The organism is Streptomyces sp. NPDC030820 (assembly GCF_055572075.1).
In genome coordinates this window covers 168210-181890 of the sequence record NZ_JBVIEB010000017.1, presented here as the reverse complement: position 1 = coordinate 181890, position 13681 = coordinate 168210, and the positions used below count along the sequence as shown (strand labels likewise).

Sequence of the window (13681 nt, the reverse complement as noted above, 5' to 3'; positions counted from 1 at the left end):
AGCCATCAAGGGCAGCCAGCATGAAAACCATCCCTGCCCCACCCGCGCAGTCCCAGAGTCGCGAACTCGCGGGACGCACTCAAGAAGGTAGGGCCACATGAGGGACTCTCGGGCACGCGTACGGGTTGTGGTGGGTGATGATCATCCGCTGTTCCGCGAGGGCGTGGTGCCGCGCCTTGAACAACAGCGGCTACACCGAGGTGGTAGCCGAGGTCGGGGATGGCCGGGCAGCTCTGGAAGCAATCCGCGAGCACCGGCCGGACGTCGCGCTGCTGGACTATCGCATGCCAGAGATCGACGGGCTCGGCGTGGCCCATGCGGTCGTCCGCGATCAGCTTCCCACCCGTGTCCTGGTGCTGTCGGCGTTCACCGACAGTCCCACGGTCTACCAGGCACTGCAGGAAGGTGCCGCCGGTTTCCTGACCAAGGAGGCCGACCGCGACCAGATCGTGGAAGGCGTCCTGGCCTGCTCCCGTGGAGACCACGTGCTGCCCGCCGAACTCGCCGCCGGCCTGGCAGGGGAGATCCATCGGCAGGCCCGTCGCCAGGCACCGCTGCTGACCGAACGCGAGACCAGCGTGCTCCGGATGATCGCGCAGGGCGAGTCCGTGCCCTCCATGGCCCGCAAGCTGTTCCTGTCGCCCACGACGGTGAAGATGCACGTGCAGCACCTGTACGAAAAGCTCGGCGTCTCCGGGGACCGGCAAGGTGACCTCCGCGATGGTGCCGGTGGGGTGGCGGGGACGGATGGTCAGGCTGCCGCCCGCCTCCTCGACCCGGACCCGGTGGGAGGCGATGCCGATGTGACCGCCCGCCATGGCCACGGCCTGCGGTGTCACCGCCGTTCCGACGCCGTCGTCGATCACCTGCAGCCGGGCCAGGCCCGATTCGACGTGGAGCCGGATCTCGGCGGTGCCGACACGCGCGTGCTTGACGACGTTGGTGAGGAACTCCCGGGCGACTCGGTACAGCAGTCGGTCCGCCGTGCCTGCGGTCGGTGCGTCGCAGCGGACGGTGACGGTCATCCCCGTGCGCTGCGACGCCGCCGGCTCCGGCACCGTGATACTCGCGCCCCACTGCACGTACACCCTTGACGTCCCGCGCGACGCGGACCGCGACGGCCTGCCCGTCGTCACCGGCACCGTCACTGTCATCGGGAACTCCGCCACCATCACCCGCGCACCGGCGGCCACCCCGTTCCGCATCCTGAAGGTGGCCAGGCACAGCCGTCTGACCCTGGTGGACACCACCATCAGCGGCGGCAGGGCGGCCTCCCGCCCTGGTCGGGAGAGCCTCGGCGGCGGCATCGCCAACGACGGCCGCCTGGTGCTGCGCTTCAGCACCATCACCGGCAACACCGCCGACCGGGGCGCCGGCCTCCACAACGGTCCGCACGCCCACGCCACCGTCGAAGGGACCACCATCACGGCGAACGACGCCGCCATCGCGGGCGGCGGGATCACGAACCTCGGCACCGTCACGGCGGACCGATGCGTCCTCAGCGACAACAAGGCCGTCGTCGGAGGCGGACTGTTCATCGCCGACCGGACCGCGGCGGTCACCGGTGCGGGCAGGACATCCATGACCCGCTGCCGAGTCACCGGCAACACGGCCCGGGTGCTCGGCGGTGGCCTGTACAGCACCGGCAGCCGCAGCCGGCTGAGCGTCGCGTCCACGACCCTCAGTGGCAACGTATCCGGAGGCGGCGCGGGAGGAGTCTTCGTGTCCGCCGGAAGGGCCGTCCTGAGCCGCTCGATCGTCACCGGCAACACCGCTGGGGCCACCGGCGGAGGCCTGTCCGACAACTTCGCGTCGGTGGCGCTCCTCTCGTCCAGGGTCCTCGGGAACCGCGCACAGAAAGGCGGGGGGATCTACGCCCCACCGGGCGCCACAGTCACCCTGACGGCGTCCCGGGTACGGGACGACACCCCGGACGACTGCGCCCCGCCCGGCAGCATCACCGGCTGCCGGGCCATCGGCCCCCGGCCGCCTCACCTCCCCGCAGCGGCGGGCGTCCGCGGCGCCGTCGTATGCCTGTCACGGCTGCCCCACGAGGCGATCGCGGCCGTCCGGCTCATCCGGCGCCACGGCCCCTTCCCCTCCCCGCAGGACGGGGCGGTCTTCGGCAACTTCGAGGACTTTCTCCCCTATGCACCCAGCGGCTACTACCACGAATACACCGTCATGACGCCCGGCTCCCGCGACCGCGGAGCCCGCCGCATCGTGACCGGCGGCCACGGCGAGGAGTACTACAGCGACAACCACTACGCCTCCTTCCACCGCGTGCTCCCCGCCTGCTGACCCGGCGACGCTCCGCAGCAGGCGCAGCTGGCGGCATGGTCGAGGGATCTCCACCACCGGCCTCCGGAATCCGTGCACGGTCAGGCCGTAGTCCACATGCTGGACCGCGCCTGATCCTGCAGGACGCGCCAGGGGCGACCTGGTGGGCTGCCGGACGCTCGCCGCGTTCTTCTGGGGCGACGCACCCTGCGCGACGTACCCTGCGCCCAGGCAGGCGCCGGACACGGGTGATGCTCCGGGCAACAGTCCGAGTCGGCCAGCCACAGCTTCGGCCAGTCGGTAGGCGACATGGCCCGGCTGCGCGGAGTACGAGGGCGGCCCACAGGTGCGCATCGTGACCACTGGCACGGAAGACACGGAGGCGGTCCAGGCGGCCGGCCAGTGGCGGGCGGAACTTACGGGTCCGCCTGGCCTGCACGTTCATCGGAGGCGGCTGGGAGACCGCCCAGCGGCTGCACGAAGACGGCGTCAGCCCGCGGCTCTGCCGAGACGAGGGATCACACCCCACCGAGCCCGGAATTCCCGGTCAGGGTGAATGACACGCAATCCGTAGCCGTTGTTGAAGGCGTTGGATGCGCAGGTGTAGGGCTCGATGGCCAGTCCCCTTCGTCGACGTGCCTGGTCAGGCAGTGTGTCTCCGGTGTACAGCTGCAGGAAGCCGTGCTGCCGGTCGAGCCACACCGTGAGGGAGACCGGAGAGTGCGGTGAGGTCATCCGCACCCGTGCCTCACCGCTGCCATCGCGGGTCAGATCGGCGAAACCGGTGTCCAGGACCGTGCCTCCGAGGCGCCGCGGCCTCTGGAAGTCGAAGAGGGTACCGGCGACGGGAACAGGCGGCGGCAGAGGGATGGCACGGCTGCTGGTCCGGAAGTAAGACCTGGCGGGCACCGTGAGAACGACGTCGTTGATGAATTCCGTGCCGAGGGTGAAATACGGATGCATTCCCACCCCGTAGGGAACGGGGCCGTCGCCGAGGTTGCGTACCTCGTTGGTGACCACGAGGCCCCGCTCGCTCAGTTCGTACGTCTGACGCAGGCGCAGGACGAAGGGATAGCCCGGCTGGGCGTGCAGCGTCAGCCCCATCACGAGCCGAGAGCCGCGGTGTTCCTCCGCCCGCCAGTTCATCCACCGCGTCAGACCGTGGATGGCGTTCTGCATGGCCGGTTCGCTCCACGGCAGTTCCTGGGTGACGCCCTCGAACACGTACTTTCCGTGATCGATCCTGTTAGGCCATGGGATGAGCAGTTGACCGTATGAGGCCGCTGTGGGATAGGAGTCCGGGGGAAAGGTGTCCAGAAGCTCGCGTCTGCCCAGCCGGTACGACCTCAAGCCCGCGCCAAGCTCGGTGACCACAACTCTCTGGCGGCCCTGCGCAATTTCGTACTGCTTGCCGGACAGTCCCCCGGCCGTGCGACGGTCCGGAGCTGCGTGAGCGGAGGACGTGACGGTGGGCAGCAAGCCCACACCTGCACAGGTCCCGGCTGCCAGAACCGCGCGACGGCTCGGCTCCAGGCGATCGTGTCGGCCGTGTCGCACAGTCATCCCGTTCCCTTCTCGCCGCCTCGCGGCACGCAGGCACGCAGGCACGTCGATTCTGCAAGCTCCACCGGACCATCGCACGCCACGGCCAAGGGCTCTCCCACAAGGCCGGGGCGGCCGACCCGGGGCCGGACGAACAGCTCCAACGCGTGTCAGTGATGCGCTTGACGTGCCAGAACTGCTGGCCGGCGAACCGCCACCTCGCGCCGGGTTGTGCACGGGGAGCCGCGGCTTTGCACGGCTCTACCACACCGGTGCGCCGTGGCCGGAGCCACGGTCTCATGGGGTCGCGTACCACGGCCGCGTTGATCACCGTGTTGCGCTGCTGATGGCGGCGCTCGTGGCTCGGCCTTTTGGATGACGGTCTGGCGCTGCTGACATGCCGCGGCGGCAACGGTTGCGGCAGGAACTGCTGGGACCGGAGTGCCATGCCGCCTGGTGACCTTCCCGCCTTCCCAAGGCAGCGCCACAGAAGATGGTGTCCCGCCGAGTGGTGTGGGCGCTCAGGCGTCGGGAACGCGCTGGTGTCTGCCTGGGCGTACATCCACGGTTGGTGACTGCGCGGTGGCACGGTGAGGATCCCTGTCCGGCGGATGCGGCCGGACAGGGATCCTCGGTGCCGTCAGGGCCGACGTCCCCCGGCCGGCCTCCTGACGGGCGACGCCGGCAGCCCACGATGCCGTGCGAGCCCTGGCCAGCCGCCCCGCTCACCCATACACGCCACAACACGCTCCTGCGCCCTCAACCGGCAGCAGCTCCGAACCCCTCCCGGAGCCGGGCTGGGTCCGGCCGTGCGGTGACCGGCCGTGGGCCCGGCCGTAATCCGCTTGACCTGGCCACGGGGTCAACGCTGCACTGTGGCGGGACACCACGAGTCGTGGTGTCACCATCCCGGGGAGGCAGCGGTGGCAATGGAGATCCGTCACACGACCGGCGAGGACCTCGACGTGTTCGTCGACACACTCCATGCCGCGTTCGGGCGCTTCCCGGAAACTCCGACCGAGGGCGGCGGGGTCTGGTGGTCGGCGCTCGAAATGGACCGCAACCTACTCGCGATGACGGCGGACGGGCGGCCTGTCGGCACCGCCGGTGCGTACTCCTTCGAACTCACCCTGCCCGGTGAGATCCTCGTCCCGGCGAGCGGGGTGACCGCCGTCGGCGTCCTGCCCTCGCACCGACGCCAGGGCGTTCTCAGCGCGATGATGCGGCGTCAGCTCACCGAGCTGCGCGCCCGAGGGGAGTTCCTCTCCGTACTGCTGGCCTCCGAGGCCGTGATCTACCGCAGGTTCGGCTACGGACCGGCCACCTACACGCAGCGGCTGACGGTGCCGCGCCACAAGGCCGCCCTCGCCCTTCCCCGGGCGCGAGGAACGGCCGACGCCCCAGCGACCGGCTCGGACACCGGCACGATCGAGCTGCTGCGGCGTGCCGAGTGCGGCAAGATCCTCGAAGAGGTCTACGACCGCTACCGCCGCGCACAACCCGGCGCGCTGTCCCGGCCGCAGAGCTGGTGGGCATTGGGCGCGGGGCAGCCCCCGGTGTCTCCGGCGCCGCGCTACGTCGCCGTCCACCGTGACGCCGACGGCGTCCCGGACGGGTACGCCAGCTATTCGGTCGAGGGCGACACCTTGACGGTCGACGAGACCATCGCCGCCGACGACGCCGTCTTCACGGCCCTGGCCCGGTTCGTGCTCGGACACGACCTGGTCACTCAGGTCGTATTCAAACACTTCCCGCCCGAGCACCCACTGCGCTGGCAGTTTGCGGACTTCCGCGCCGGCGAGGTGAGCGGCGACACCGACTGGCTCTGGGTGCGGCTGCTGGACGTCCCGCGTGCACTGACCGCGCGTGGCTGGTTCGTGGACGGCGAGCTCGTTCTCGACGTCAACGACCCGTTCCTCGGCGAGCACGGCCGCTACCTGCTGACCGTCCGGGACAGCAAGGCCGAGTGCGTCCCGACGGACCGGGAGCCTGATCTGTCTCTGGACGTAAGCGACCTGGGCTCGGTCTACCTCGGCGGCACCGCCCCGAGCACGCTCGTGCGTGCCGGACACATCCGGGCCCACCACCCGGGCGCGGCCACCCTCGCTGACGCCCTCTTCCGCGCCGAGCGCTCCCCGCACTGCCTGCACTGGTTCTGACCGCGCTCGCCGACCCTGCACACAAGTCTCGTTGCAGGTCGTTTTCTCCCGATGTTTCATCCCGGAATTGGTGTTTGTACCCGCGGTGTGTCGGGGTGCGCCAGGAGATGCCGGCTTCGCCGGTGAGGCGGCGGGCCATCAGATCGGTCATGGTCAGGTGGATCACGGCCGCGGAGCGGGCAGGCACCTACGTCGTCGCCTTCCTTGCCTGACTGACCTAGTGCCGTGTCAGGCAACGTTCGCCCTGTCGACGACGGCGCGTAGGCGCCGCTCGTCGGCATGGCGGTTTCGCCAGATGATGTAGCGGCGGATCATGCTGCCCTGCTCTTTGTGGGTGGCGTGGTCAGTGCCGTCGAGGGTGAAATACCGCAGGGCGGTGAACTGGGCCTCGATGCGGTTGAGCCAGGAGGAGTTCGTCGGGGTGTAGGCGATCTCGACGTTGTTCGCGGCGGCCCAGGTACCGACGCGCTGGCACTTCTTCGTGGTCAAATGCGGGGAGAAGTTGTCGCAGACGATCGCGATGCGGACTTCGGGCCGGTAGAGACTGCGCAGGTAGCGACAGAATTCCAGGAACTGTGTCCGCCTCTTGGCCGGTTTGATGTGGCCGTAGAACCTGTCGCGGGTGAGGTCCAGGGTGGCGAAGAGATGCCGTACCCCGCCGTAGCGATTGTAGGTGGCCCGGCGCCTGCGGCGGGGTTCGCGGTCGGGGTCCTTGCGCCTGCCACTGCGTTCGGCCCACTGCCGCCCCGGGTGCGGCATCAGGTTGAGCGGCCCGAACTCATCTATGCAGAACACCACGTCGAGCTCGCCTTCTTCGGGTATGACCTCGCCGTCGGCGATGGCGTACAGGTGCTCGACACGGACCTTCTTGGCCGGGTAGTCCGGATCGCGGGAGGTCTTCCAGGTCTTCAGGCGTTGAAAGGAGACGCCTTCCTCGCGGAGCAGGATGCGCAGGCCCTCGTGGCTGATGTCGTCGACCACCCCCTCGGCGACCAGGAAGTCTGCCAGCTTGGTCAGGCTCCAGGTGGAAAACGGCAGGCCGTGCTCGGTGGACCTGGACTTGGCCATCTCCTTGATCTCGCGGCGCTCGGGCAGGGTAAAGGTCTTCGGCCGGCCACCCTTGTACTTCGGGTAGAGCGAGGCGAAGCCGTCGGTGTTGAAGTTGTGGATCACGTCGCGGACCCGGTCCGTGCTGGTGAACGACACCTCGGCGATCTTCGCCACCGGCATGCTCTGGGCTGAGAGCAGCACCATCTGGGCCCGCCGCCAGGTCACCACCGAGCCGGTGCCGCGGCGGATGATCCGCAGCAGGCTCCGGCCCTCCTCATCGTCAATCTCGCGCACGCGCACGGGTTCGGCCACCAGGCCAGCATGGCCGATGCGTGCCGCCCACCCCTGCACCCACCGCACGTCACATCTGCCTGGCGCCGCTTACATTCACTTCGGACTCACCCGGTGGGGCCGAGGTCCTCGATGACCTGCCGCATCTCCTCCTCATCGGCTTCGTAGACCGTCTCGCCCAGGCGGGGGTCACGGGCATGAAGGGTGTGGATGAGCGGTCCGTTCGCCGTGCCGAGCTGGACCAGGGAGGCCGAAGGGCCGTGTACGGCGCGCTCGGTGCCGGGCCGGGCGGTCAGGTCGATGCGGCTGACCACCCCGGGCGTGACCCAGACCGTCGCCTGCTCCAGATGCCCCAAGATCTGAAGGTGAAAGTGGCCGCAGAGGATGAGCTGCACATCGGTCCCGCGGATCACTGCGGCCAACTCGTCGGCATTCTGCAGCCCCAGCGCCCGCTGCACCTCGACCTCCAGCGCAATCGGCGGGTGATGGAAGCCCAAGATCGTTCCACGCGGCGCAGGCGCGGCCAGTACCTCGCGCAACCAGTCAAGCTGGGCACGGCTGATCTGGCCGTAACCCTTGCCCGGCACGAGCGAGTCGAGGGTGACCACGCGCCAGCCGTCGATCGTGCTCGCCGCGGCCCGCTCGCCGTCGGGCCCGTCGCAGACCGCGTCGGGGCGGGTGTGGCCGCAGCCGAGCACCTCGGTGAACGCCGCCCGCTCGTCGTGGTTCCCGGTCGCGTAGAACACCAGTGCGCCCCGCTCCTTCGCGTAGCGGCCAAGGAGTTCACGAGCTCGCGAGTACCCCTCACTGGATCCGTCGTCCGCGACGTCTCCCGTAACGATGACAGCATCAAGGTCGCTCAGGTGGACCAGGTCGGCGAGCAGGCGCCGCAGTGCCGCGGTGCCATCGGCACCGTCGGCGTCGGGGCCCCCTGCACGGTCGAGGTGCGTATCGGACAGATGAAGAATCTTCATCTCGTCAACCTAACGGTCCGGGGAGTCCGCCGGGAGATCACCCTTCATCCGAGGCAAACGTTGCCTGACACGGCACTAGTGCTGCGAAGCATGGGTTCGCCGGGTCGGCGGTGGGAGCGGTTGGATGGGCGGTGACGTCCCTTCCAACTGCTGGAGGTGCGGTGGCCGAGCCTGCGCGGGTGCGCACAGTGACCGATCAGGAAGGGCAGAAGCTGCAGCAGATCGTGCGCCCGGGCAATACCAGCTCGGTGCGCCACCGGCGGGCGATGATGCTGCTGGCGTCCGCCGGCGAAAACCGCGTCCCGGAGATCGCGCAGCTGGTCCAGGCCGACGAGAACACCGTCCGGGACGTGATCCACCGGTTCAACGCGATCGGCCTGGCCTGCCTGGGCCCTGGATGGGCGGGAGGCCGTCCTGGCCTGCTCAGCGATGACGACGAGGATTGCGTCATCGAGATGGCCACCACCCGCCCAACCAAGCTCGGCCGGCCCTTCACCCACTGGTCGATCCGCAGACTCGTTGCCTACCTGCGCCGCGTGCCGGGACGCGTCATCCGTCCGGCCCCCACCAGCAAGATCGCGATCTACGCTGGAGCACTGACGGGGATTGACACACGAATGGCCGGAACGCTCGTCGGGGAGCCTGGTCACAGCGGGCCGGGCCTGTGCTGGCAAGAATCACGCTCGGAACAAGCGGCCTTCGGCAACCTCGAACACGGTGAGCACCGGATTGGCGCCGAACCGCCGGAAGAGTTCGGGCGCTGCCGGTGGCTGCGGGCCTGCTCGCATCGCGTCCAGGGCCGCGCGGCTACGCCACAACGTCTGGATCCGCCACTGGCCATCACCGCCGTGTAGCAGCTCGGTGCGCAGCAACCCGTCCGGCACCGCCTCGCCAAGCAGCTCGCGGAAGCCGGCCACCAGGGCGGTCTCGTGTTCCTTGGCGACGACCGCACTAACCTCGATCAAGACCTCTTCGGACACGCATGCTCCTTTCGCAGTCTGCCAGCCACAGGGTCGGCCCCGACCAGTCTGCTCCTCCGGGAACGGGACGTCGCCACGCTCGGCCTCACGTCAGCACCCCGTAAGAGATGATCTCCCGGCGTGCCAACACCATCACAGGCAAGGCAGATCACGATCTACGGCTGGAGTACCAATCCCAGGGTTCGCCCGTGGTGGGGTCCAAGCCCGCCTCCAAACGACGCTTCTCCTCACGCCAGTTGACGAAAGAGTGCTCCTTCGGAAGGACGACGCTGATCGTCTCCTCCTGGAATTCATCATCGGTGAGCAGTCTGCGTAGGAACTCCACCATCCCGAAAGGGTGGACCTGGAAGGTGGGATTCGTGTGCCGACCGTATACGAGCACGGGCCATCGGTCGGGATCGTCGGCCGTGGTCAGCCAGCAGTAGATGTCTGCGCTGCTCGTGACACCCCACGCCACGATGAAATCGGGGTCCACGTCCAGGACCGCTCTACCACCGAGCATCTCCCAGGAGCCACGGACGTTGGCTGTCTCCTGCCGCAGGCCGGACCCGTCCGAATACGCATCGGACCGCGGGACCGGCAACAGTATTCCAACTTCCTGGCTGACGCTGCCTGCCCCGTACGCCTCCATGAAGGCGACGTAGTCGGCCGGAAACCGGGTCCCCCAGATCTCCTCGACCGTACTCCAGTCGATCCGCTCATCCACGCCATGCGTCATTGGCAGAACCTTTGCGAGCGCTGCCACCTGAGAATTTTCGCCCACCGTCGCTCCTTCTCGTGCATCTTCGAGGAGCCACAACCTAAGCAGCCGCCCGCGGGCGGCTGCCACTACCGATACGAACATGGCGAGCCCCTCGAAGACCGGGCATGCACTCCCGGCGCGACCTTCCCGGCCGTGATGATGGCGATTCCAAGAAGCGCCATCAAGGACTTGGATCCATTCGGACCGGACGGCCACGAGGACTCACAGGGTACAGAGCCTGATCCGGTGAGCGAACGGCCGCGGCCCCGAACGAAAGGCGCCGTGAGGCATGGGTAGCCGGCCGGGGTCCGTCCAGGTGCGGGCATGCCGCCTGGCCGCGCGCACCGGTCCCTCCGTCGACAGTGCGGATCGGACGAAGCTGGTGCGCCGTCGGCGGCGGCACGGCGGCGTCCAGGGACACCACATGACAGCTGCGCTCCCACACACAGACCATGACGAGATGGCGGTCAGGCCCGGAGTCACGGAACGCAGATGCGTTGGGCTTGGGAGGCCGTCATGAGTCTTTGGGCGTCGGCGTCCTGAAGCGCCTGTAGCTCGGACTTGTCCGGGTGACCCCCGTCGGCGATTTCGCGGGTGATGCCCTGCTTGAGCGCTTCGGAGTCGTGTTGGGCCGTGTCGGCGGCTGCGAGGGCTTTGCCACAGGCTTTGAGCGGTGACGAGCGCGGCGTGGACGACGGGGGACAGGGCCAACAGCATTACAGCGCCCGCCGCGACCGCCGCGGCGACGTATGGGCGCCATGTGAGGACACCGGGTGCCGGGGGAGTGGGTCAGGACGACAGCGTGATCAGTCGGGTGTTGTCCCGGGTGTCGACGCATACCTGGTAGGGGTTGGGGTCGCCTTGGCGTTCCTGGCATTTCCAGGTGCTTCCTGCGGCGCGCACGTCGGCGGTGGTGCTCGATGCGTTGTGCCAGGTCTTGGTGTAGGCGGCTGCCACCTGTAGAGCAGCGGCACAGGGCACATTCTCGGTGGCGGACACCCCGAGTCCGGAAGCCTTGTCGGTTCCGCAGTATGCGCTGGGTTTGTGATTGGCCGTCCCGGAGCCTGCGAAGGCCTGGGCAGGTGTGGAGAGACACAACGCGGCGACCGCCAGCAGACCGGCGACCGTTCGCTTCCTGTTCGAATACATCGCCTGCCTTCCTCACAGGGGAAGCCCCGGGCATCGCGTCGAGTACCCAGGACTCCCTCCATGCACACTGGTTTCACTTCCGCGTCCGTGACCTGGCCGCTCGTGGAGGAGTCTGCCAGGGTCGGGTTGGGGGACGAGGTCGACGGTGGGGTCGTCGTCGAGGTTGGGGTTCGGATCGGGTGGACTGTGGGCGGGGCGCCGGGGGCCTGGGCGCCGGGCGGCCGAGCTGCGCCTGCCTCGTCCTGTCCTTTTCCTCCCACCTGGCCCGTGGACGAGTGGAAGGTGTGGAGAGTGTCGTGGTGGCGCAGCACGGTGCGCTGCTGGGTCATGAAGCCGATGTTCTTTCCCCAGTTGACGATCACGGCCTCCTGGTGGTCTCAACACCTTGCGTACTTTGGCCCGGGAGCCGTCGGACAGCTCCTTCGTCCTACCCGGCTCGCGCTGCCCGAGCGGGGCGCCGGCGGTGACGGCCATGGCCGCAGTGCCATCGGCGGCGTGCGCGGACTGGGTGAAGGCGCTGGCCGGGGTGCCCAGCGCCACCAGCGAACTCGGGGAGCTTGTCGCGCACAGTCAGGTTGCGAACCGGCGGCCGGTGATGACGGTGGCGGCGACCAATAGGGAATAGCCGATCAGCTCGCCCGCCGCAGCCGCTCCAGCCCCTCGCTCTCACCGGCCGGCGTGGCCCCGACCCGGCGGGCCCGGGACACCCGGTCGGCCAGGGTGGTCTCGCTGATGCCCAGGTCCTTCGCGACCTCGGCGATCGACTTGCCCGTCCCCGTCACGATCCGTACAGCCCCCTCACTGAACTCCGGCTCGAACTTCCATCGCTTCTCCGCCATGACCCCAACTTCCCCTGCACTCACGGTCTTCACGTCACGAGGGGAGGCACCCCCCCGGCACCGAGTCCCACCGCCTCGCCCACACCAAGGCCCAGACGCCGAGGCCGAGTCGGCGTGGTGGAACTGGGACCAGAGCGCGTGGACCCATGTGATCGGGCCCGACACGCAGGACTGGAGCCGCCAGTGGCCCGCACAGGCGTCGCGGGCATGCCGCCCCCGCCTGCTGGCCTACGCCTACCTCCTGGGCGCGCCCGTGGACGAAGCCCTGTTCCTCCGCTTCGAACGGCTGCGCCTGGCCCGCACGGTCTTCGGCCCCTTCCATCCCGCTGACCGAGGACGAACGCGCCGCGGTCGACAATGGCCAAAGCGCTATCGACGCGCTCCTCGCCCGGCTCACGGACATTCCCACACCCGCAGGCCCTACACCACGGGAGCTCGGCCTCCCGGCCACCTCCACGCTGCTACCCATCGTGGAAGTCCGCCAAGGCAAACAGGAGTGAACCCTGCCAAACCTGATCCCGCATCAACTGAACCGGTCACGTTCGGGCACTTCGACTACGCGAAGCTCTGCCCTTGCGGTAGCCGGACACAAGGCCAATGACCATCAGGGACCCCAGGATTACAGCCATCCAGAGGGCATCGTCCAATACGGCGATCAGAATTAGCGCGAGCATGATCACAAGGCTTGCAATAAGGTAGTACAGCTCCCGTTTGTCTTCCTTGCGCTCAACCTCCCTTTTCGCCTGCAGGTACCGAGGGTCGGCGGGGCTCGTTCCGGGAGGGAGCTTTCCGGCACGTAGGATTCGCCGATGGTGATGCCACGGCATCTTTCCGTGCTTGGTTCGGTCACTTGCGCGCCGTTCCTCGCTCCGCCTCTCCCGCGGAGTCAGAGTCTGCAGCCACCTCTGCCTGTCCCGCGTGTAGTGGCGGTTACCGTAGAGCTTGAGGTCGTCCTCTTCCTGACGACGCTGAATGTTGGCGGAACTCATCCCTTGTACAGGCGGGGGCTCATGATATCGCCGCAAACCTTCGGCAATCACCTCCGGAGAGACGGATTGACTAAAGTCGATGCGGTCGGCGTTGTACTGGGGGCCGTTGACCTGCTGACCCTGCTGGTTGAAATTCACCCCCCGCCCCTGGTCGCGTCTGGAGTGGCCGCGGTCACGGTCGTCCGAGTTACCCACCGAGAAACACCCCCACGGCACTGGCAAAGTTGTTCACAATCGCCGCGACCATGCCTCCCATGGTCAGGAGCCCGGCCAAGCGGCCCCGTGCAGCGTCGGTCTCTCCGGCCTCCAGCTCTCCACGCGCTGTGGTCAACTCGGCCGTCACCTGCTCGCGGGTGGCGCCGGGAACCTCCAGCTCCTGCACTGCGGCCATCGCCCGGGCAAACTCCCTCGCCACCGTCCGGGCATCGATGGGGCTGCAGTCCCCGTGCGTGACGTTGACTGTGTCACCCATGTACTGGTTGCCATGCACCGTCTGGTTGCCCTGGTTAAACGTTGCCATGCCAGCATGATGCCCCAACTGGCCCTGCCGCGTGGAGGGTTGGCAACTGCCAGATCCACCTGGTGTCTTCGTCGACCGCGACGCCGTTGCTTCGGAGGCGGTGGCCACCAGGTGAGCCCTGCACCCCTCAGACATCAGCCCACATACCGTCCTCTGAGATCACTGA

Annotated in this window: 11 protein-coding genes and 3 pseudogenes; 4 read left to right on the top strand and 10 right to left on the bottom strand. The window is 68.3% G+C overall.

Features of this window, described 5'->3' with window-relative positions:
• Positions 1-137 precede the first annotated feature (137 nt).
• Positions 138-644: pseudogene (locus ACZ418_RS36430) on the top strand (response regulator); the annotation flags it as partial.
• Positions 645-755: 111 nt separating this feature from the next.
• On the opposite strand, the pseudogene ACZ418_RS36425 reads toward ACZ418_RS36430, so the two are convergent.
• Positions 756-1025, bottom strand: a pseudogene (locus tag ACZ418_RS36425) (ATP-binding protein); the annotation flags it as partial.
• Positions 1026-1029: 4 nt separating this feature from the next.
• On the opposite strand from ACZ418_RS36425, the gene ACZ418_RS36420 reads away from it, so the two are divergent.
• On the top strand, positions 1030-2301 hold the full coding sequence (locus ACZ418_RS36420; RefSeq protein WP_468371498.1) for a guanyl-specific ribonuclease: 1272 nt from the start codon (positions 1030-1032) through the stop codon (positions 2299-2301).
• A gap of 468 nt (positions 2302-2769) precedes the next feature.
• Here the strand turns inward: ACZ418_RS36420 and ACZ418_RS36415 are convergent, their stop codons facing one another.
• Positions 2770-3759, bottom strand: a complete 990-nt coding sequence (locus ACZ418_RS36415; RefSeq protein ID WP_468371496.1) for an aldose 1-epimerase family protein — start codon at positions 3757-3759, stop codon at positions 2770-2772.
• Positions 3760-4751: 992 nt separating this feature from the next.
• Between ACZ418_RS36415 and ACZ418_RS36410 the strand changes: the two genes are divergently transcribed.
• Entirely contained in the window at positions 4752-5981 is a 1230-nt protein-coding gene (locus ACZ418_RS36410) for a GNAT family N-acetyltransferase (RefSeq protein WP_468371512.1), read from the top strand.
• 228 nt (positions 5982-6209) lie between these two features.
• Here ACZ418_RS36410 and ACZ418_RS36405 read toward each other — a convergent pair whose 3' ends face one another.
• Positions 6210-7343: an IS630 family transposase gene (locus ACZ418_RS36405; RefSeq protein WP_468371494.1), complete on the bottom strand. Its 1134-nt coding sequence runs from the start codon at positions 7341-7343 to the stop codon at positions 6210-6212.
• 86 nt (positions 7344-7429) lie between these two features.
• Entirely contained in the window at positions 7430-8296 is an 867-nt protein-coding gene (locus tag ACZ418_RS36400; protein ID WP_468371492.1) for a metallophosphoesterase family protein, read from the bottom strand.
• Positions 8297-8457: 161 nt separating this feature from the next.
• Here ACZ418_RS36400 and ACZ418_RS36395 point away from each other — a divergent pair.
• Positions 8458-8853: pseudogene (locus tag ACZ418_RS36395) on the top strand (helix-turn-helix domain-containing protein); the annotation flags it as partial.
• Between the two features lie 120 nt (positions 8854-8973).
• Here the strand turns inward: ACZ418_RS36395 and ACZ418_RS36390 are convergent.
• The 6 genes from ACZ418_RS36390 to ACZ418_RS36365 all read right to left on the bottom strand — a co-directional run bounded on the left by ACZ418_RS36390 (position 8974) and on the right by ACZ418_RS36365 (position 13515).
• Entirely contained in the window at positions 8974-9180 is a 207-nt protein-coding gene (locus ACZ418_RS36390; protein ID WP_468371511.1) for a hypothetical protein, read from the bottom strand.
• A gap of 244 nt (positions 9181-9424) precedes the next feature.
• Positions 9425-10120 carry an SMI1/KNR4 family protein gene (locus tag ACZ418_RS36385; protein ID WP_468371491.1) on the bottom strand — a complete coding sequence of 232 codons (696 nt, stop codon included), beginning with the start codon at positions 10118-10120 and terminating at the stop codon, positions 9425-9427.
• A 687-nt stretch (positions 10121-10807) separates the two neighbouring features.
• Complete coding sequence (locus ACZ418_RS36380; protein WP_468371489.1) at positions 10808-11167, bottom strand: hypothetical protein; 360 nt, start codon at positions 11165-11167, stop codon at positions 10808-10810.
• A 629-nt stretch (positions 11168-11796) separates the two neighbouring features.
• Positions 11797-12006, bottom strand: coding sequence for a transposase (locus tag ACZ418_RS36375; protein WP_468371487.1), 210 nt, complete (start codon positions 12004-12006; stop codon positions 11797-11799).
• Between the two features lie 536 nt (positions 12007-12542).
• Positions 12543-13133 (bottom strand): hypothetical protein, encoded by a 591-nt coding sequence (locus tag ACZ418_RS36370; protein ID WP_468371486.1) that lies wholly within the window; start codon positions 13131-13133, stop codon positions 12543-12545.
• Between the two features lie 49 nt (positions 13134-13182).
• The gene (locus ACZ418_RS36365) at positions 13183-13515 is read right to left on the bottom strand and encodes a hypothetical protein (RefSeq protein ID WP_468371484.1); all 333 of its coding nucleotides are present in this window, start codon (positions 13513-13515) and stop codon (positions 13183-13185) included.
• Positions 13516-13681: the final 166 nt, after the last annotated feature.